Consider the following 18,990-nt stretch of genomic DNA (forward strand, 5'->3'; position numbering starts at 1 on the left):
CGGACATCCCACGTCCCACCTCCGGCGGTACCCGGCGCCGGACCTGCCCGGATACCGCGTCAACTCGCCACGCGCAAGGCGCCATTGGTGCGACCTCTGACAGATACGCCATTCGTGTGCGATCCCTTGACCGCCCCCGAGCCCCCTCCTATGGTCGCGCTGACCGCAGGACGTAGGACGTCGTATCTCCGCTGCCCGTCCCTTCCCCCGGACCTCGCTGGAGGACCCGTGCGCGACGAGACCCCCGACGTGCCGGCGCTGCACCGCCGGTCGTTCCTGAAGTACACCGGCGCCCTGGGCGCGGCCGCCGCCGTCTCCGCGTCGCTGTCGGCCTGTTCGTCCGGGCCGGAGTCCACCAACGACACCGGTACGGGCAGTGGCCGGGACCGGACCCTCACCGCGGTGATCGGCTACGGCAACGACGGCAGCTGGGACCCCACCCAGACGGCGTCCGCGTTCTGCATGGCCGCCAACCACCACATCTACGAGGGCCTGCTGGACACGGATCCGATCTCCCGTGAGCCGTACGCGGCCCTGGCGACCGAGGTGCCGAAGGACCCGGACAGCACGTCGTGGAGGTTCGCTCTGCGGCCGGGCGCGACGTTCCACGACGGCAAGCCCGTCACCGCCGACGACGTGGTGTTCGTGTTCCAGCGGATCCTCGACCCGGACACCCAGACCCTCGCCAAGGGCTTCTTCGCGAGCTGGCTGAAGGAGGTCCGGAAGATCGACGCGCGGACCGTGGAGCTGGTGCTGAAGTTCCCCTTCCCCGACGGGCTTTCACGGCTGACGCTCGCCAAGATCATGCCGAAGCACGTGTTCTCCGAGCCGGGCGCCTGGGACGACGCCATCAAGGGCAAGGCCATCGGCTCGGGGCCGTACCGGCAGACCGCCCACCATCCGAAGTCGAACACGACCTTCGAGGCGTTCGACGGCTACAACGGCCCGCGCAAGCCCGCCTTCCGGAAGATGAACTGGCTGACGATCGTGGACGCGGCGCCCCGCGTCGCGAAGATCTCGGGGTCGAGCGCGGGGGCGCAGATCGCGGACAACATCCCGTACGCCAACATCGGCCGGCTGGAGAGCGGCGGTCTCACCGTCGGCGGCGGGGCCGGGATGAACAACCTGTTCCTGATGTTCAACACCGAGCACAAGCCCTTCGACGACGTGCGGGTGCGCCAGGCCCTGCACTACGCCATCGACACCGAGAAGATGGTGGAGGTCGCGCTCAAGGGCCACGGGAAGCCGTCGAGTTCCTTCCTCGACGAGAGCAACCCCTCCTACCGCCGGGCCAAGACCGTCTACGACCACGACCCGGACAAGGCGAAGGCGCTGCTGAAGGCGGCCGGGGTCAAGGGGCTGAGCATCGAGATCCTCGCGGTGAACGTCAGCTGGATCGTGGACTGCCTGCCGACCGTCAAGGCCTCCTGGGACGCGATCGGGGTCCGCACGACCCTGTCCCCGCAGGAGACCACGGCCGTCTTCACCAAGATGGACCAGAAGCAGGACTACCAGGTCGTCGCCGCCGCCTCGAACCCCAACCAGTTCGGGCTCGACGCCGATCTGATCATGCATTACAACTACGGGCCCGAGAACCTGTGGATGCAGTACACGCGGTGGGCCGGCAACTCCGTCGCCAAGGCGCTCTTCAGGGACATGGACCGGGCCACCCGGGAGCCGGACCCGGCGAAGAAGAAGGCGATGGTCCAGGACTACATCGACGTCGTCGCCGAGCAGGCCGTGCTCTACCCGGTCGTCCACAACGAGCTGATGACCGCCTGGAACCCGGCGCGGCTCAGCGGGATAAGGGCACAGCCCTACCCGGGCATCAATCTCCTCCAGGCCAAGTGGGCCTAGCCGCATGACGGCCGTCCTGCGGATCCTGCTCCGCCGTGTCGCCCTGCTCGTGCCGCTGACGCTCGGGATCGTGCTGTTCGTGTTCCTGGTGATGCGGTTCTCGGACGTCGATCCGGCGTCCGCGTTCTTCCAGGGCGCCAATCCGACGCCGCGGCAACTGCACGACTTCCGCGAGGAGCACGGCCTGCTCGATCCGCTGCCGGTGCGCTACGCGGACTTCGTCGCCGCCCTGCTCCACGGCGACCTGGGCACCAGCGCGCTGACCCGGGCACCGGTGATCGACCAGGTCACCACCGCGCTGCCGCTCACCCTCCAGCTGACGTTCCTGGGCCTCGGCATCGCGGTCGTGCTGTCCCTGGTGGGCGGGGTGACCGCGGCGATCCACCGGGACCGGCTGCCCGACCAGATCATCCGGGTCGTGTCGCTGACCGGGGTCGCCGCGCCCGGCTTCTGGCTGGCCCTGCTGATGATCCAGTACCTGGCGGTCGACCTGGGCTGGTTCCCGACCGGCGGCTACATCAACCCGGCCGACTCCTTCACCGGCTGGCTGAGGACCATGACCCTGCCGGCCCTGGCGCTGTCGCTGCCGGTGGCGGCGCAGCTGACCCGGATCGTGCGCACGGCCGTGGTGGAGGAACTGGACAAGGACTATGTGCGCACGGCGATCGGGAGCGGCCTGCCGCCGCGGGTGGTCGTCGGGCGGAACGTGCTGCGCAACGCGCTCATCAACCCGCTCACCGTGCTCGGGCTGCGCGTCGGCTATCTGCTGGGCGGCGCGGTCGTCATCGAGACGATCTTCTCGCTGCCCGGCATGGGCAAGTTGATGATCGACGCCGTGAAGAACGGCGATCCGGCCGTCGTGCAGGGCGTGGTGCTGACGACGGCGGCCGGGTTCGTCGTCGTGAACCTCGTCATCGACGTCCTGTATCTGCTGGTCAACCCGCGACTGAGGGACGCCACCCCATGATGACCCGCGAGAGTCTCACAGCGGAGCTGTCCCGGCCCGGCATCCGGCTGCGCGGCTGGCGCAGGCTGCCGCCGCTGTCGAAGGCCGCCGTGTGCTTCCTGGCGGTCGTCGTCCTGATGGCGTTGCTCGCGCCGCTCCTCGCCCCGCACGACCCGCTCGACCAGCAGCCGCCGGCCGACGGCACCGGGCATCCGTCGGCCGGGCACTGGATGGGCCAGGACAGCCTCGGCCGGGACATCCTCAGCCGGCTGATGTACGGGGCGCGCTGGTCGCTGGCGATCGGGCTCGGCGCGACCGGGCTGGCCCTGGTGGCCGGGGCGCTGCTGGGGGCGGTCGCGGCGACCTCGCGCAAGGCGGTCGACGAGACGCTGATGCGCTGTCTTGACGTGGTGATGGCGTTCCCGGGCATCGCGCTGGCCGCCGTGCTGGTGGCCGTGTTCGGCGGCGGCATCACCGTGCTGATCTGCGCGATCGCGTTCCTGTTCACGCCACCGGTGGCGCGGGTGGTCCGGGCGAACGTCCTCGACCAGTACGGCGAGGACTATGTGACGGCGGAACGGGTGATCGGCGCGCGGACCCCGCACATCGTGCTGCGGCACGTGGCGGTCAACTGCGCGGCGCCGGTGCTGGTGTTCTGCACGGTCCAGGTCGCCGAGGCGGTCGTGTTCGAGGCGTCGCTGTCGTTCATCGGAGCGGGCGTACGGCCGCCCGACCCGTCCTGGGGCAGTGTCATCGCGGACGGCAAGAACCTGGTGCTGACCGGCGGCTGGTGGGCGACGGTGTTCCCCGGGCTGCTGATGCTGGTGACGGTGCTCTCGCTGAACATCCTGTCCGAGGGCGTGTCCGACGCGTGGGCGGTTCCGGCGGCCCGGGAGGTGGACGCACGGGAGGACGACGACCCCCTGGAGGCCCCGGAGCCGGGCAGCGGCGAGGTGCTGCCGCTGCCGGGCCTCGCGGCCGCCGCGAGGCGGCTCCGCGCGCGGGCCCGTCCCCTCCCCCAAGGGCGCCAACCGGTCCTCGCGGTCGAGAACCTCACCGTCGGCTTCGAGGGCCGACACGGCGGGGTGGACATCGTCGACGGCGTCAGCTTCGAGGTGCTCCCCGGTGAAGTCCTGGGCCTGGTGGGCGAGTCGGGCTGCGGGAAGTCGCTCACCGCACTGGCGATCATGGGGCTCCAGCCGAAGGGAGCGCGGATCGGCGGCCAGGTCCGTTTCCACCAGCGGGACCTGCTCGCCGAGCCCATGCGCGTGCGCCGCAGGCTGCTCGGCCACGAGATGGCGATGATCTACCAGGACGCGCTGTCGTCCCTCAACCCCGCGATGACGATCCGCGCCCAGCTCACACAGGTCGTACGCCGGGGAGGCCGCCGTACCCCCGCCGAACTCCTCACCCTGGTCGGCCTCGACCCCGACCGCACCCTGCGCAGCTATCCGCACGAACTCTCCGGCGGCCAGCGCCAACGCGTCCTGATCGCCATGGCCCTGTCCCGCGACCCGACACTGATCGTCGCCGACGAGCCGACCACCGCCCTCGACGTGACCGTGCAGGCGCAGGTCATGGAGCTGCTGCTGCGGCTGCGTGCGGAGCTGGGCTTCGCGCTGATCCTCGTCTCGCACGACCTGGCGCTGGTCGCGGACGTCACCGACCGGGTGGTGGTGATGTACGGCGGGCAGATCGTGGAGACGGGCGTGACCGCCGACCTGGTGGAGGCCCCGGCGCACCACTACACACGCGGGCTGCTCGGCAGTGTGCTGTCGCTGGAGTCGGCGGCCGAGCGGATGACGCAGATCAAGGGCGTCGTGCCGTCCCCGGCGGACTTCCCGGCGGGCTGCCGCTTCGCCGACCGCTGCCCGCTCGCCAGCGAGACCTGCCGTACGACGCCCCCCGGCCCGCTGGGCACGCCGACGCACACGGCGGCCTGTCACCACCCCGCGATCGACCTGGCCACCTCGGAGGTCGTGACATGAACCCCTCGTCGGAGGCCGTGACATGAACCCTTTGTCGGAGGCCGTGACATGACCGCCCTGGTGGAGCTGTCCGGCACCCACGTCGTCCACAAGGCCCGCAGCGGCGGCCTCTTCACCCGGGACCGCGTGTACGCCCTGACCGGCGCCGACCTGGCCATCGCGCCCGGCGAGACCGTCGGGGTGGTGGGCGAGTCCGGCTGCGGGAAGTCGACGCTGGCGAAGGTGCTGGTCGGGGTGCAGCCGCCGACGCGGGGGACGGTGGCGTTCCGGGGCCGGGACCTGTGGGCGATGCCGGCCGCCGAACGCCGCCGGGCCGTCGGCGGCAGCATCGGCATGATCTTCCAGGACCCGTCGACGGCCCTGAACCGCCGCCTGACCGTCCGGCAGATCCTGCGGGACCCGCTGGACGTGCACGACCGGGGCACGCGGCGCGAACAGGAGGAGAGAGTCCGTGAGTTGATGTCCCTCGTCGGCCTCCCCGGGGCCCTCGCCGGGGCGCTGCCCGCCCAGCTGTCGGGCGGGCAGCGCCAGCGCGTGGCGATCGCCCGAGCGCTGGCGCTGGACCCGGACCTGGTCGTGGCCGACGAGCCGACGAGCGCCCTGGACGTGTCGGTCCGCGCCCAGATCCTCAATCTGCTGCTGGAGCTGAGGGAACGCCTGGGCCTGGCCCTGGTGTTCGTCTCGCACGACATCCAGACGGTCCGGCGGATGAGCGACCGTGTGATCACCATGTATCTGGGCCGGATCGTGGAGGAGTCCCCGGCCGCCCTGGTCACCGACCGGTCCCGGCACCCGTACACCCGCGCCCTGTTCTCCGCCACGCCGGGCCTGCTCGACCCGGTGGACCCGATCCCGCTGGCCGGTCCGCTGCCGTCGGCGACCCGCCCGCCGAGCGGCTGCCCGTTCCGCACCCGCTGCTGGAAGGCGGACGGGATGTGCGCGCGGGAGATGCCGGGTTTCACCGCCGCGTCGGCGCCCGCGCACCGCTTCCGCTGCCACCATCCTGTCCAGGAGGACGAGTCGACCCGCGACCTCGCCCTTCGCCGCGACCCGATGGAGGCCCCATGACCCTCGCCCCGCTGACCGGTGTCATCCCGCCCGTCTGCACGCCCCTGACATCGGACGGCGAGGTGGACGTCCCCTCGCTGATCAGGCTCGTCGACCATCTGATGGCCGGCGGGGTGCACGGACTGTTCGTGCTCGGCTCGACATCGGAGGCCGCCTATCTGCCGGACCGGCAGCGCAGGCTGGTCGTCGAGTCGGTCACGGCCCATGTGGGCGGGCAGCTCCCGGTGCTGGCCGGGGCGATCGACATGACGACGCCCCGGGTCCTGGACCATGTCGCCGCGGTGACGGCGGCGGGCGCGGACGCGGTCGTCGTCACCGCCCCGTTCTACGCCCGCACCCACCCCGCGGAGATCGACCGCCACTACCGCGCGGTCGCCGCCGCGAGCCCGGTCCCGGTGATCGCCTACGACATCCCGGTCGCCGTGCACACGAAGCTGCCGGCCGACGTGGTGCTGGAGCTGGCCGCCGACGGTGTGGTTGCCGGGCTCAAGGACTCCAGCGGCGACCTGGCCGCCTTCCGCCAGATCGTGACCGGCGTGCGGGAACGCCGGGGCATCACCGGCTTCAGCGTGCTGACCGGCTCCGAGCTGATCGTCGACGCGGCCCTGGCGATCGGCGCGGACGGCACGGTGCCGGGCCTCGGCAACGTCGACCCGCACGGCTACGTCCGCCTGGACGGCCTGTGCCGTGCCGGGGACTGGGAGGGTGCCCGGGCCGAACAGGAGCGGCTGTGCGCCCTGTTCGGCATGGTGACCGTCGGCGACCCGGCCCGGATGGGCCCCAACTCCTCGGCGATCGGCGCCTTCAAGACCGCGCTGCACCTGCGGGGCGTGATCGACTCCCCGGCGACGGCCGAGCCGCAGGTCCCCCTGTCGCCGGACGAGGTGGAGCAGGTCGGGAAGTACCTCGCGGCGGCCGGTCTGCTCTAGAGGCCGTGCCCGCCCGTCAGACGCCGGTCTCCAGACTCCCGCCGGACGGGGGCCGGTTCGTCGGGCGTGAGGTCGAGTCGGGGCGTACTGCGGGGGGCGGTGCGGGCCGCGCGTTACTCCCCGGGGAGTAGCGCGGAGGCGGGGCCTACGAGGGGGTGCGTGCCGCCGCCGCCATCAGGCGGGTCACGTCGTCGGAGCAGATCGTGAGCGCCGCGCCCACCGTCGCCAGCACATCCCGCTCGGCCGGGGTGTAGGGCCCGTCCGCCAGGGCGATGCGGGCGCCCTGGAGCAGGATCGATTCGCGGCCTACGGTGGCGAGGTGCGGGGCGAGCGGGTCCAGGGCCTCGTGCAGCTCTATGGCCAGCCCCGCGCCGCAGGGTTCGCCGGCGATCCGGCCGGTGTCGGCCTCCAGCGCCTCAACGAGGGCGGCCAGCTGTTCCTCGGTGCAGTCGTCGAAGCCGGCCGCGCGCACGGCGAGGACGGCGGACTCCAGGGCCGAACGGGACCCGGCGCCGCCCGCGGCGAGCACCGCGAGGGCGACCGTGTGCACCGCGTCGCGGAGCATCGCGGAGAAGCGGGTGGTGGTCGGATGGTCCAGGACGTCCGTGCCGAAGTGGCGGCGGCAGGCGGCGCACTCCACGACCGGGCCGGTCTCGCCGCGCGGCAGCACGGGCAGGCCGAGCAGGGTGAAGCGGCGTTGGCCCGTCAGCCGCTGGTAGTTGCGGTCGCCGCCGCAGCCGGGGCAGAAGAACTCCCCGTCACCGGCGGCCGTCCACGCGGTCCGGGTGCCCAGGATGCGAGAAAGCCTGGCGGCATGGCCGTTTCGTCCCCGTCCTGGCAGCACGTCGCACCTCCGTCACGCCGCACGGCAACGTCGCCGCGCTTGCGTGATGTTAGCCACATCAGAGACGAGGAGTCAGCACCCCGGAGGAGACCTTTCCGTGACCTCCACAGCAATTGGCCGGTATACGACGGGGCTCCGCCCGCCGGACATCGGCGGACGGAGCCCCTGTGGCACCGGTGAGCGGCCTGCGGCCGCGAACCCGTACGGCCGATCAGCGAGCCGCGCGGTTGACGGCCGAGACGATCGCCTTCAGCGAGGCCCGGGTCGTGTTCGCGTCGATCCCGATGCCCCACAGCACCTTGTCGTCGATGGCGCATTCGATGTAGGAGGCGGCCTGCGCGGAGGCGCCCTCGCTCATCGTGTGCTCCTGGTAGTCCAGCAGGCGTACGTCGATACCGACGGACTGCAGGGCGTCGAAGAAGGCCGAGATCGGACCGTTGCCCGTACCGGTCAGGACGGTGTCCTGCCCGTCGACCGTGGCCTCCACCGTCAGCGTGTCCACGCCGTCGGTGTCGGTCGTCGACTGGCCGTTGCGCACCTGGATGCGGCCCCACGGGTTCTCGGGGTTGGGCAGGTACTCGTCCCTGAAGACCGCCCAGATGTCCTTCGGCGTGACCTCGCCGCCCTCGGCGTCCGTCTTCGCCTGGATGAGCTTGGAGAACTCGATCTGCATCCGGCGCGGCAGTTCCAGCTTGTGGTCGTTCTTCAGGACGTAGGCGATACCGCCCTTGCCGGACTGCGAGTTGACCCGGATGACCGCCTCGTAGGAGCGGCCGACGTCCTTGGGGTCGATCGGCAGGTAGGGGACGGCCCACTCGATGTCGTCGACGGTGACGCCCTGGGCGGCCGCGTCGGCCTCCATGGCGTCGAAGCCCTTCTTGATGGCGTCCTGGTGGGAGCCGGAGAAGGACGTGTAGACCAGGTCTCCCACGTACGGGTGGCGCGGGTGGACCTCCATCTGGTTGCAGTACTCCCACGTGCGACGGATCTCGTCGATGTCGGAGAAGTCGATCTGCGGGTCGACGCCCTGGGAGAACAGGTTCATGCCCAGGGTGACCAGGTCGACGTTGCCGGTGCGCTCGCCCTGCCCGAACAGGCAGCCCTCGACGCGGTCGGCGCCGGCCATCAGGGCCAGTTCGGCGGCGGCGACGGCGGTGCCGCGGTCGTTGTGCGGGTGGATCGACAGGCAGACGTGCTCGCGGCGGGAGAGGTTGCGGCCCATCCACTCGAAGCGGTCGGCGTGCGTGGAGGGCGTGGAGCGCTCGACGGTGGCGGGCAGGTTGAGGATGATCTCGCGGCCCGGGCCGGGCTGCCAGACGTCCATGACCGCCTCGCAGACCTCCAGCGCGAAGTCCAGCTCGGTGTCGGTGAAGATCTCGGGGCTGTACTGGTAGCCGAACTCGGTCTCCGGGCCCAGCAGCTTCTCGGCGTACTCCATGACCAGCCGGGTGCCGTCGACGGCGATCTGCTTGATGTCGTCCTTGGAGCCGCGGAAGACGACCCGGCGGAAGACCGGTGCCGTGGCGTTGTACAGGTGGACCGTCGCGCGCTTGGCGCCCTTCAGGGACTCCACCGTGCGCTCGATCAGGTCCTCGCGCGCCTGGGTCAGTACGGAGATGGTGACGTCGTCGGGAATGGCCCCGGGCTCCTCGATGATGGAGCGCACGAAGTCGAAGTCGGTCTGGCCGGAGGCCGGGAAGCCGACCTCGATCTCCTTGTAGCCCATCTTGACCAGCAGGTCGAACATGGCGCGCTTGCGGGCCGGCGACATGGGGTCGATCAGGGCCTGGTTGCCGTCGCGCAGGTCGGTGGAGAGCCAGCGGGGGGCGGTGGAGATCCGGTTGGCCGGCCAGGCGCGGTCCGGGATGTCGACCTGCTCGTAGCGGCCGTACTTGTGGATCGGCATGGTGCTGGGCTGCTGGCGGTTCGCCATGATGCTTAGGGCTCCTCAGAGGGTGTCCGGAAGGACGGCCGACGACGCAGCACCAAGCTCCGCGGGGAGGGAGTCGGCCTCGACTACAGGCCCTCGCCGCGGCAGCTAAGGAGAAGCAGCCCGAAACGCATGATGCGCAGCATGCTAGCCGAGCCTCTCCCGGCGCGTGGGGTCGTATCAGTATGCGGGACTCGACGCACATAGTGGACAAAAAGTGCGCCATCCCACTCCCCCGGTTCGCCATACCCCGCTTCCCCCACGTCGCCTTACCACTCGCCACGGAGCGTGAGGGGCGTTGTCCCGGTATTTCACCAATCATGGTGGCGACTAGTGACAGCTTCGTCACGCAGTGCAAGGGTGCCGGGCATGACGACTCACGGGGGCTTCGAGCCCGTCTTCTGCACCATCGTTCCGCCTCATGTCCTCGACAAGCTCGCCCAGGCCGAGGACCCCTCGCTCGCCGGTCCCGCCCGCCGCACCCTGCAGCGCGACGCCTTCGAGCGCACCCAGCGCCGCCTGACCACGGTCATCGGCGCGAGTGCCGTCGCCGCGGTCGCCGACGGCAAGCCGCAGCGCACGATCCATGACGCCCGGCACGGCACCGACCTGCCCGGACACAAGGTCCGCGGCGAGGGCGACAAGCCCGGCAAGGACGCCACCGTCAACCGCGCCTACGCCGGTCTCGGCGCCACCTTCGAGCTGTTCCTCCAGGCCTACCAGCGCGACTCGATCGACGGGAACGGCCTCCCGCTGAACGCGACGGTGCACTACGACCGCGACTACAACAACGCGTTCTGGAACGGCGAGCAGATGGTCTTCGGCGACGGGGACGGCGAGATCTTCCTCGACTTCACCATCCCGATCGACGTCATCGGCCACGAACTCGCGCACGGCGTCACCCAGTACACGGCCAACCTCACCTACTTCGGCCAGCCCGGCGCGCTCAACGAGTCCCTGTCGGACGTCTTCGGCGCCCTGATCAAGCAGTACACCCTCGGCCAGACCGCCGCCGAGGCCGACTGGCTGATCGGCGCCGGCCTGCTCGCCCCGCGCGTGACGGGCACGGCACTGCGCTCCATGAAGGAGCCGGGCACGGCGTACGACGACGACGTCCTCGGCAAGGACCCGCAGCCGGCGACGATGGACGACTTCGTGCGCACCGGCCGCGACAACGGCGGTGTCCACATCAACTCGGGCATCCCGAACCACGCCTTCTACCTCGCCGCCACGGCCCTCGGCGGCCACGCCTGGGAGCGGGCCGGGCAGGTCTGGTACGACGTCCTGACCGGCGGCGAGCTGAGGCAGCAGGCGATGTTCGTCGACTTCGCCACCCTCACCGTGAAGGCCGCCCGGGAGCGCTTCGGCGACGGGGAGGAGCTGGACGCCGTGTCGAAGGCCTGGGAGCAGGTCGGGGTGCGGACCCTGTAGTTCCGTACTAGACAGGTGCCATGCGTATTCAGGTGCGGCGCACGGGCGGATTCGCGGGCATCGAGCGGCATGCCGAGGTGAACACCTCGGAGCGGCCCGATGCCTCGGAGTGGCACGCCCTCGCGGAGCAGGCCGTGGCCGCCGGCCGGAGCACACCGCCGGTCGGGGTCCCGGACGGGTTCACCTACCAGCTCACGGTGGACGGGAAGACCGTGTACTGCGCGGATCCCCGGCTGACGGAGGAGCAGCGGAAGCTGATCTCGCGGGTGCTGAAGGAAGGGGCGTGACGGATCCGCGTCACCGGCCGGGCAACAGCTCCTCCCCGCCCGGCCGTTGACTTCCATTACCCCCGGTACGGATGATCCGGCGCATGGCGACTGACGCAGGCAACCCGATCCCCCGCTTCCCGGCCGGCTTCCTCTGGGGCGTCTCCACCTCGGCACACCAGATCGAGGGCGCCACGGACGAGCGCGAGCCGTCCGTGTGGGACGCCTTCACGGCCGAGCCGGGACGGGTGAAGGACGGCTCGACGGCGGCGGTGGCCTGCGACCACGTCCACCGCCACCGCGAGGACGTGGCACTCCTGGCCGGCCTGGGTGTGAACGCCTACCGCTTCTCCGTCTCCTGGCCACGGGTGCGCTCCGAGAAGGGCCTGGACTTCTACGACCGGCTGGTCGACGACCTGTGCGCGGCGGGGGTCCGCCCCGTCCCGACGCTGTTCCACTGGGACCTGCCCGTGGACCTGGACTGGCTGGAGCGGGACACGGCCGAGCGCTTCGCCGAGCACGTGGCCCTGGTCGCGGACCGTCTCGGCGACCGCGTGACGAAGTGGATCACCCTGAACGAGCCCGCCGAGCACACCCTGCTGGGTCACGCCCTGGGCGTGCACGCGCCGGGCCGGCAACTGCTGTTCGACGCGCTGCCGGTGGCCCACCACCAGCTGCTCGCCCACGGCCTGGCCGTCCGGGCCCTGCGCGCCTCGGGCGCGTCGGACATCGGCATCGCCAACTCGCACGGCCCCACCTGGGCGGCCTCGACCGAGGCCTCGGACGTGGAGGCGGCGGACTTCTACGACCTGCTGCTGAACCGCCTGTTCGCCGACCCCCTGCTGCTGGACCGCTACCCGGACGGCATCGGCGAACTGATGCCGGGGGACGTCGAGGCGGACCTGAAGGTGATCGCCGAGCCGCTCGACTGGTACGGGATCAACTACTACGCCCCGACCCGGGTGGGAGCACCGCAGGGCGCGGAGATCGAGTTCGGCGGGATCACCATGCCCGCCGAACTGCCCTTCTCCGTCCGCCAGATCGAGGGCCACCCGGTCACGGACTTCGGCTGGCCCGTCGTCCCCGAAGGGCTCACCGAGCTCCTCACCACCTTCCGCGACCGCTACGGCGACCGGCTCCCGCCGGTCGTCATCACCGAGAACGGCTGTTCCTACCCGGGCGTCGACGACCAGGACCGCATCGCCTACCTGGACGGCCACGTCCGCGCCCTGCACCGGGCGGTGGAGACGGGCGTCGACGTGCGCGGCTACTTCGTGTGGTCCCTGCTCGACAACTTCGAGTGGGCGGAGGGCTACGCACGCCGCTTCGGCCTCGTCCACGTCGACTTCGACACCCAGGAGCGCACCCCCAAGGCGTCCTACCACTGGTACCGGGAGCTGCTGAGGGCGCAGGCGCCCACGGCTTGACGCCCACCCCGGTCCACAGGCTGTCCTCGGCGTCCGTCGCCGAGGAGTAGATGTCGGTAACAGGCAAATGGTTGCAGCGTGAACTGCTTACGAGCATAGTGACGTGTGTGACCAGGGTTCCGGAAGCGGCAACTTTTCCATCCGGCCGGTCCGTCGTCCGCTCGTCCCTTCCTTGACTGCGCCCACCCCCCACGGAAGGCGATCGCCGTGTCCCCCCACACGACATCCACTCCCCGGTTCCCGGACGCGGTGCGCCCGGACCGCACCGACTGGCTGGAGCTGCCCCCACAGCGGACCAGCGTCAGAGTCGCCCGCCATGCCATGCGCGCCCGGCTGGCCGCTTGGCAGATGCCCGAGGAGGTGTGCGCGAACGCCGTGCTGCTCGTGTCCGAGCTGGTCACCAACGCCGTGCTGCACACGCTCAGCGAACGGATCCTGTGCGGCGTCCAGCTGATCACGGACGCGCGCTTCCGGCTGGAGGTCCACGACGGCGACCTCACGGGCCGCGGCATCCCCGACCGCTGCCCCGGCCCCGACGACGAGGGAGGCCGCGGCCTGCTGCTCGTCCGCGAGATCGCGGACAACTGGGGCATCACGCGCTCGGCCCTCACGGGCGGAAACGCGGTGTGGGCGAGCCTGGGGCGGGCTTTATAGCGCGGCGAGGGGACTCGCGGAGGCCGAGGCCCGCACCACGGCCTCGCGGTACCTCAGAACCCCAGCTTGCAGGTCCAGGCTGTATCGACATGCGGCTACCGCCGCGCGGCCGGCGCACCCAGCAACGCCGCCAACCACCAGAGAAACGCGAACCGACCAGCCACAAACCCCGACGACGCCTCAGAACCCCAGCTTGCGCAACTGCCTCGGATCCCGCTGCCAGTCCTTCGCGACCTTCACATGCAGGTCCAGGAAGACCGGGGTGCCCAGCAGCGCCTCGATCTGCTTGCGGGACTTGATGCCGACCTCCTTCAGGCGCTTGCCCTTGGGGCCGATGATGATGCCCTTCTGGCTGGGGCGCTCGATGTAGACGAAGGCGTGGATGTCGAGGAGGGGCTTGTCGGCGGGGCGGTCCTCGCGGGGGAGCATCTCCTCGACGACGACGGCGATGGAGTGCGGCAGCTCGTCGCGCACGCCCTCCAGCGCGGCCTCACGGATCAGCTCCGCGATCATGACCTGCTCGGGCTCGTCGGTCAGGTCGCCCTCGGGGTAGAGCGCCGGGCCCTCGGGCAGCAGCGGCACGATCAGGTCGGCCAGCAGGCCCACCTGCTGGTCGCCGACCGCCGACACCGGCACGATCTCGGCCCACTCGAAGCCCAGCTCCTTGCCGAGCTGGTCGATGGCGATCAGCTGCTCGGCGAGCGTCTTGCTGTCCACGAGGTCGGTCTTGGTGACGATCGCGATCTTCGGCGTCTTCTTGATGGACGCCAGTTCCTTCGCGATGAAACGGTCGCCGGGGCCGAGCTTCTCGTTCGCCGGCAGACAGAAGCCGATCACGTCGACCTCGGCCCACGTCGTGCGCACGACGTCGTTGAGCCGCTCGCCCAGCAGCGTGCGCGGCTTGTGCAGCCCCGGGGTGTCGACCAGGATCAGCTGGGCGTCCGGGCGGTGCACGATGCCCCGCACGGTGTGCCGCGTCGTCTGCGGCTGATTCGCCGTGATCGCCACCTTCTGGCCGACCAGAGCATTCGTGAGGGTGGACTTGCCCGCGTTGGGACGGCCCACGAAGCAGGCGAAACCGGCCCTGTGGACAGCTCCGGCCGGCTCTTCGGATGACTGGGTACGAACGCTCATGCCGCCCATTCTCCCTGATCCCCGGAGCCGCCCCGTACCCGATGCGCCCGGTGAGCTTCCCGAAACCGTTCCTGGAGGCTGAGCGGGGGTGGGCCCTGCCGCCAGAGCACGGCCTGACCGCGGCCCCGACGCCCTCTGGCGCCGGGGCCGCGTCGCCGCTGTCTCAGTCGAACACGAACGGGCCCGGCGACTGCGGCCCGGTCGCCGTGCAGGTGATGGTGATGCCGAAGACGGTCATCCTCAGCGAGCCGCCGAAGGCCTCCAGGCTGTCGCCGGAGGCCACGGTGCCGCTGAGCGGGCCGACCTCGACGGGGGCGCCGGCGGCCATCGCCGGGTTCTCCGTGCCGGCGAAGTCGACGGTGCCGCCGTCGGCCTTCACCAGGGTGAGGGTGGACGAGATCGAGTCCTCTCCCAGCGCGATGGGCGCCGTGATCCCGGAGGACTTGACGGTGAGTGTGGCGGCGGTGCCGTCCTGCGTGGCCGTGAGGGTGGCCTCGCCACTGCCGAAACTGCCGCAGTCCCCGCCGATCGTCGCCGTCTGGGGGGTGACGGCCAGGGCCGCGGGGGCGAAGGCGAGCGCGGTGACCGCGAGGGCCCCGGCCGCCAGTGCCGCACCTGCTCCGATTCTCTTGCGTCTCATGGGATTCCGGCTCCGTTTCCGTGGGGGGCGGACCGCTCGGCGCATGGATGCGGGCACACCGCCGAGAGTCGAACCTGACGGTCCGTCGGAATGGACGGTTCCATTGATGCGTGCGGGGCAGATGGCGGCAAGGTGGGAAACTGGCCTAATTACCGCCGGTTACAGTGAAGGTCAGCCGGCGGTGACGGTGGTCCGGACCGTTCCGTCGGGCCCCGCCACCAGCACCGGCGTCCCCGCACCACCGAGGTCCCGTACGGCGGCCCGGTCCGCGTCGGACGCGCTCTCCGCCTCCGTCACGACCGCCGCCGCCTCCAGAGACGTCGCGCCCGAGGCCACCGCCATCGCCACCGCCGTCCGCAGGGCACTGAGCTTCAGGGAGTCGAGGGCCACGGTGCCCGCGACATAGGTGCGTCCGGTCTCGTCCCGTACGGCCGCGCCCTCGGGCACACCGTTGCGGGCCCGCGCGGAGCGGGCCAGGGTGACGATCTTGCGGTCCTCGGGGTCGAGCGCGCTGCTGTCGGTCATGATCCGAGCATACGTAGCGACCGCCCCGGCCCCGTCTCAGGGCCGGTCGAGACGGAGGCGGTCCGCCCGGGGCAGGCCGGCGACGACCAGGTCGTACGAGTCCTCGATGAGCTCGCGGACCAGCTGGTCCGGGAGCCCGCCGTCGACCGTGACGGTGTTCCAGTGGCGCTTGTTCATGTGCCAGCCGGGGACGATGAGGCCCTCGTACTCACCGCGGAGGCGGACCGCCTCGTCCGGGTCGCACTTGAGGTTGGCCTTGAGCGGGCGCGCGTCGAGGTGGGACAGGGCGAACAGCTTGCCCTGCACCTTGAAGACGGAGATCTCCGGACTGAACGGGAAGTCCTCGGCCGCCGCGTTGAAGGACAGGCAGAACGCGCGCAGCTCCTGCGGTGTCACTCCGCCTTCTCCTCCTCGGAAAGCGGGTCGGCCGGAGCCACCGGCTCCGCCAGCACCGTCACGATCTTGTTCCGGCGGCCGGCCGCGGCCTCCGCGGTCAGCCGCAGTTCCCGGCCGTCGGGGAGGTCCACGACGGCCGAGGCTCCCGCGATGGGGACGCGCCCCAGCGCCTTGGCCAGCAGACCGCCGACCGTCTCGACGTCCTCGTCGTCGAACTCCTCCAGGCCGTACAGCTCGCCCAGGTCACCGATGTCCAGGCGGGCCGTGACGCGGAAGCGGTCGTCGCCGAGCTCCTGGACCGGCGGCAGTTCGCGGTCGTACTCGTCGGTGATCTCGCCGACGATCTCCTCGAGGATGTCCTCGATCGTGACGATGCCGGCGGTGCCGCCGTACTCGTCGATGACGACGGCGACGTGGTTGCGTTCCTTCTGCATCTCGCGCAGCAGGTCGCCGGCGTTCTTGGTGTCGGGGACGAAGAACGCCGGGCGCATGGCCGTGGACACCTGCTCGGACTCGGCGTCGCGGCTGATGTGCGTCTTGCGGACCAGGTCCTTCAGATACACGATGCCGACGATGTCGTCCTCGCTCTCCCCGGTCACCGGGATGCGCGAGAAGCCGGAGCGCAGGGCGAGGGTGAGGGCCTGGCGGATGGTCTTGAAGCGCTCGATGACCACCAGGTCCGTGCGCGGGACCATGACCTCGCGGACGAGGGTGTCGCCCAGTTCGAAGACGGAGTGCACCATGCGGCGCTCCTCGTCCTCGATGAGGGACTCCTTCTCGGCGAGGTCGACCAGGGCGCGCAGCTCCGCCTCGGAGGCGAAGGGGCCGCGGCGGAAGCCCTTGCCGGGGGTGAGCGCGTTGCCGATGAGGATCAGCAGCGACGGGATCGGGCCCATGATCCGGGCCAGCGGCACCAGGACGTACGCGGAGAGCGTCGCCGTGTTCAGCGGGTGCTGGCGGCCGATGGTGCGCGGGGAGACCCCGACGGCGACGTACGACACGAGGACCATGACCGCGATGGCGACCAGCAGGGCCTCGGTGGTGCCGTCGAACTCCTGCAGGCAGCCGTAGGTGATCAGCGCGGCGGCGGCCATCTCGCAGGCGACGCGGACCAGCAGCGCCACGTTGAGGTAGCGGGTCGGGTCGGCGGCGACCTGGGAGAGCTTGGCGCTGCCGCGGCGGCCGGAGCGGACGGCTTCCTCGGCGCGGAAGCTGGAGACACGGGCGAGGCCCGCCTCCGCGCAGGCGGCGAGCCAGGCCACGACGACCAGGGCGATGGCGCCCAGGGCGAGTTGCGGACTCATCGGCGGCGTTACGAGACCGTCGGCGCCGGGGACGGGCCGGTCAGGCCCCGCTCCGCGCGCCAGCCGTCCACGATGGCCGCCTGGAGGCCGAACATCTCGGCCTTCTCGTCCGGCTCCTCGTGGTCGTAGCCGAGCAGGTGCAGCACCCCGTGGACGGTGAGCAGTTGGAGCTCCTCGTCCATGGAGTGCTGCGTCTCCGCGTCCTTGCCCTGCTTCTCGGCGACCTCGGGGCAGAGCACGATGTCGCCGAGCAGGCCCTGCGGCGGCTCGTCGTCGTCCTTGGAGGGCGGGCGCAGCTCGTCCATCGGGAAGGACATGACATCCGTCGGACCGGGGAGGTCCATCCACTGGATGTGGAGCTGCTCCATGGCGTCGGCGTCCACGACGATCACCGAGAGCTCGGAGAGCGGGTGGATGCGCATCCGCGCGAGCGCGTAGCGGGCGATGTCGAGGATCGCCTGCTCGTCGACCTCGGTGCCGGACTCGTTGTTGACGTCGATCGACATGGTGCTGTGTGTGTCTACTTCCCCTTGTGCCCGGACTTGCCGCGGCTCTTGTGCGTGCCGTTCTGGGTGCCGTGCGTGGTGTCGTACTTCTCGTACGCGTCGACGATACGGCCCACCAGCCGGTGCCGGACGACGTCCTTGGACGACAGCCGGGAGAAGTGGACGTCCTCGACGCCGTCCAGGATGTCCTGCACCTGGCGCAGACCGCTCTTCGTCCCGTCCGGCAGGTCGACCTGCGTCACGTCACCCGTGATCACGATCTTCGAGTCGAAGCCGAGGCGGGTGAGGAACATCTTCATCTGCTCGGGGCTCGTGTTCTGGGCCTCGTCCAGGATGATGAAGGCGTCATTAAGGGTTCTTCCCCGCATGTACGCCAGCGGCGCCACCTCAATAGTCCCCGCAGCCATCAGTCGGGGAATCGAGTCCGGGTCGAGCATGTCGTGCAGCGCGTCGTAGAGCGGGCGCAGGTACGGGTCGATCTTCTCGTAGAGCGTGCCCGGGAGGAAGCCGAGCCGCTCTCCGGCCTCGACCGCGGGGCGGGTCAGGATGATGCGGTTGACCTGCTTGGACTGCAGGGCCTGCACCGCCTTGGCCATCGCCAGGTAGGTCTTGCCGGTGCCCGCGGGGCCGATGCCGAAGACGATCGTGTGCTTGTCGATCGCGTCGACGTAGCGCTTCTGGTTGAGCGTCTTGGGGCGGATCGTGCGGCCGCGCGAGGACAGGATGTTCTGGGTGAGCACCTCGGCCGGGGTCTCCTGGCCGTCGCTCTCGCCGTTGTCGCTCGCCTTGAGCATGGCGATCGAGCGTTCCACTGCGTCCTCCGTCATCGGCTGCCCGGTGCGGAGCACCAGCATCATCTCGTCGAACACGCGCGAAATGAGGGCGACGTCCTTCGGGTCGCCGACCGCGCTGATCTCGTTGCCCCGGACGTGGATGTCGGCCGCCGGGAAGGCCTTCTCGATCACGCGCAGAAGGGAGTCGCCGGACCCCAGCACGGTCACCATGGGGTGCTGGGCGGGGACGGTGAGCTGCGCTCTCGCCTGCTCCTGCGCGGGGGTGTGAGCTGTCGATGATTGAGTCATGGGCCGGCGCTTAAGGCCTGCGGTTCCTCCTCGTCACGGCCGCGCAGCTGAGGGCGGCCTCGC

Annotated in this window: 18 protein-coding genes; 9 read left to right on the plus strand and 9 right to left on the minus strand. The window is 70.7% G+C overall.

Features of this window, described 5'->3' with window-relative positions; translation table 11 throughout:
- The first annotated feature begins 228 nt into the window (after positions 1-228).
- Genes IGS69_RS10680 through IGS69_RS10700 form a run of 5 tightly spaced genes read left to right on the plus strand, consistent with a single transcriptional unit; the run spans position 229 to position 6,788 of the window.
- Complete coding sequence (locus IGS69_RS10680) at positions 229-1,857, plus strand: ABC transporter substrate-binding protein (RefSeq protein WP_190898553.1); 1,629 nt, start codon at positions 229-231, stop codon at positions 1,855-1,857.
- A 4-nt stretch (positions 1,858-1,861) separates the two neighbouring features.
- On the plus strand, positions 1,862-2,824 hold the full coding sequence (locus IGS69_RS10685; protein ID WP_190898554.1) for an ABC transporter permease: 963 nt from the start codon (positions 1,862-1,864) through the stop codon (positions 2,822-2,824).
- Positions 2,821-4,791: a dipeptide/oligopeptide/nickel ABC transporter permease/ATP-binding protein gene (locus tag IGS69_RS10690; RefSeq protein WP_190898555.1), complete on the plus strand. Its 1,971-nt coding sequence runs from the start codon at positions 2,821-2,823 to the stop codon at positions 4,789-4,791. The genes IGS69_RS10685 and IGS69_RS10690 overlap by 4 nt, the downstream gene beginning before the upstream one ends.
- Before the next feature lie 48 nt (positions 4,792-4,839).
- Complete coding sequence (locus IGS69_RS10695) at positions 4,840-5,859, plus strand: oligopeptide/dipeptide ABC transporter ATP-binding protein (RefSeq protein ID WP_190898556.1); 1,020 nt, start codon at positions 4,840-4,842, stop codon at positions 5,857-5,859.
- Positions 5,856-6,788, plus strand: a complete 933-nt coding sequence (locus IGS69_RS10700) for a dihydrodipicolinate synthase family protein (RefSeq protein ID WP_190898558.1) — start codon at positions 5,856-5,858, stop codon at positions 6,786-6,788. Before IGS69_RS10695 ends, IGS69_RS10700 begins: the two co-directional genes overlap by 4 nt.
- A 145-nt stretch (positions 6,789-6,933) precedes the next feature.
- Here the strand turns inward: IGS69_RS10700 and IGS69_RS10705 are convergent, their stop codons facing one another.
- Positions 6,934-7,632: a tellurite resistance TerB family protein gene (locus IGS69_RS10705; RefSeq protein WP_190898559.1), complete on the minus strand. Its 699-nt coding sequence runs from the start codon at positions 7,630-7,632 to the stop codon at positions 6,934-6,936.
- A gap of 211 nt (positions 7,633-7,843) precedes the next feature.
- Positions 7,844-9,565, minus strand: coding sequence for a 2-isopropylmalate synthase (gene leuA / locus IGS69_RS10710; RefSeq protein WP_190898561.1), 1,722 nt, complete (start codon positions 9,563-9,565; stop codon positions 7,844-7,846).
- A gap of 366 nt (positions 9,566-9,931) precedes the next feature.
- Here leuA and IGS69_RS10715 point away from each other — a divergent pair, with 366 nt between their 5' ends.
- From IGS69_RS10715 to IGS69_RS10730, 4 genes are all read left to right on the plus strand, one after another.
- On the plus strand, positions 9,932-10,993 hold the full coding sequence (locus IGS69_RS10715) for a M4 family metallopeptidase (RefSeq protein ID WP_190898563.1): 1,062 nt from the start codon (positions 9,932-9,934) through the stop codon (positions 10,991-10,993).
- A 20-nt stretch (positions 10,994-11,013) separates the two neighbouring features.
- Positions 11,014-11,280, plus strand: a complete 267-nt coding sequence (locus IGS69_RS10720; RefSeq protein WP_190898566.1) for a protealysin inhibitor emfourin — start codon at positions 11,014-11,016, stop codon at positions 11,278-11,280.
- A gap of 83 nt (positions 11,281-11,363) precedes the next feature.
- A complete protein-coding gene (locus IGS69_RS10725) occupies positions 11,364-12,686 on the plus strand; it encodes a GH1 family beta-glucosidase (RefSeq protein ID WP_190898568.1) in 1,323 nt (440 codons plus the stop codon).
- 207 nt (positions 12,687-12,893) lie between these two features.
- On the plus strand, positions 12,894-13,340 hold the full coding sequence (locus tag IGS69_RS10730; RefSeq protein ID WP_190898570.1) for an ATP-binding protein: 447 nt from the start codon (positions 12,894-12,896) through the stop codon (positions 13,338-13,340).
- 180 nt (positions 13,341-13,520) lie between these two features.
- On the opposite strand, the gene era is transcribed toward IGS69_RS10730, so the two are convergent.
- The 7 genes from era to IGS69_RS10765 form a co-directional block, all read right to left on the minus strand.
- Positions 13,521-14,483 (minus strand): GTPase Era, encoded by a 963-nt coding sequence (era, locus tag IGS69_RS10735; RefSeq protein WP_097216527.1) that lies wholly within the window; start codon positions 14,481-14,483, stop codon positions 13,521-13,523.
- Positions 14,484-14,637: 154 nt separating this feature from the next.
- Positions 14,638-15,114, minus strand: a complete 477-nt coding sequence (locus IGS69_RS10740; protein ID WP_190898572.1) for a hypothetical protein — start codon at positions 15,112-15,114, stop codon at positions 14,638-14,640.
- A 171-nt stretch (positions 15,115-15,285) separates the two neighbouring features.
- On the minus strand, positions 15,286-15,639 hold the full coding sequence (locus IGS69_RS10745; RefSeq protein WP_190898574.1) for a cytidine deaminase: 354 nt from the start codon (positions 15,637-15,639) through the stop codon (positions 15,286-15,288).
- Positions 15,640-15,675: 36 nt separating this feature from the next.
- Entirely contained in the window at positions 15,676-16,035 is a 360-nt protein-coding gene (locus IGS69_RS10750) for an MmcQ/YjbR family DNA-binding protein (RefSeq protein ID WP_190898576.1), read from the minus strand.
- On the minus strand, positions 16,032-17,339 hold the full coding sequence (locus IGS69_RS10755; protein ID WP_190898578.1) for a hemolysin family protein: 1,308 nt from the start codon (positions 17,337-17,339) through the stop codon (positions 16,032-16,034). The genes IGS69_RS10750 and IGS69_RS10755 overlap by 4 nt, the downstream gene beginning before the upstream one ends.
- 8 nt (positions 17,340-17,347) lie before the next feature.
- The gene (ybeY, locus tag IGS69_RS10760) at positions 17,348-17,845 is read right to left on the minus strand and encodes an rRNA maturation RNase YbeY (protein ID WP_190898580.1); all 498 of its coding nucleotides are present in this window, start codon (positions 17,843-17,845) and stop codon (positions 17,348-17,350) included.
- 14 nt (positions 17,846-17,859) lie between these two features.
- On the minus strand, positions 17,860-18,927 hold the full coding sequence (locus IGS69_RS10765) for a PhoH family protein (protein WP_190898582.1): 1,068 nt from the start codon (positions 18,925-18,927) through the stop codon (positions 17,860-17,862).
- Positions 18,928-18,990: the final 63 nt, after the last annotated feature.

Origin of the sequence: Streptomyces tuirus (assembly GCF_014701095.1) — a bacterium.
Taxonomy (GTDB): domain Bacteria; phylum Actinomycetota; class Actinomycetes; order Streptomycetales; family Streptomycetaceae; genus Streptomyces; species Streptomyces tuirus.

Coding starts and splice junctions, on each gene's coding strand:
- IGS69_RS10765 (WP_190898582.1), bottom strand. CDS start 18,927: ATGACTCAATCATCGACAGCTCACACCCCCGCGCAGGAGCAGGCGAGA.
- IGS69_RS10685 (WP_190898554.1), top strand. CDS start 1,862: ATGACGGCCGTCCTGCGGATCCTGCTCCGCCGTGTCGCCCTGCTCGTG.
- IGS69_RS10725 (WP_190898568.1), top strand. CDS start 11,364: ATGGCGACTGACGCAGGCAACCCGATCCCCCGCTTCCCGGCCGGCTTC.
- era (WP_097216527.1), bottom strand. CDS start 14,483: ATGGGCGGCATGAGCGTTCGTACCCAGTCATCCGAAGAGCCGGCCGGA.
- IGS69_RS10745 (WP_190898574.1), bottom strand. CDS start 15,639: ATGACCGACAGCAGCGCGCTCGACCCCGAGGACCGCAAGATCGTCACC.
- IGS69_RS10715 (WP_190898563.1), top strand. CDS start 9,932: ATGACGACTCACGGGGGCTTCGAGCCCGTCTTCTGCACCATCGTTCCG.
- IGS69_RS10755 (WP_190898578.1), bottom strand. CDS start 17,339: ATGAGTCCGCAACTCGCCCTGGGCGCCATCGCCCTGGTCGTCGTGGCC.
- IGS69_RS10720 (WP_190898566.1), top strand. CDS start 11,014: ATGCGTATTCAGGTGCGGCGCACGGGCGGATTCGCGGGCATCGAGCGG.
- IGS69_RS10740 (WP_190898572.1), bottom strand. CDS start 15,114: ATGAGACGCAAGAGAATCGGAGCAGGTGCGGCACTGGCGGCCGGGGCC.
- ybeY (WP_190898580.1), bottom strand. CDS start 17,845: ATGTCGATCGACGTCAACAACGAGTCCGGCACCGAGGTCGACGAGCAG.
- IGS69_RS10700 (WP_190898558.1), top strand. CDS start 5,856: ATGACCCTCGCCCCGCTGACCGGTGTCATCCCGCCCGTCTGCACGCCC.
- IGS69_RS10695 (WP_190898556.1), top strand. CDS start 4,840: ATGACCGCCCTGGTGGAGCTGTCCGGCACCCACGTCGTCCACAAGGCC.
- leuA (WP_190898561.1), bottom strand. CDS start 9,565: ATGGCGAACCGCCAGCAGCCCAGCACCATGCCGATCCACAAGTACGGC.
- IGS69_RS10690 (WP_190898555.1), top strand. CDS start 2,821: ATGATGACCCGCGAGAGTCTCACAGCGGAGCTGTCCCGGCCCGGCATC.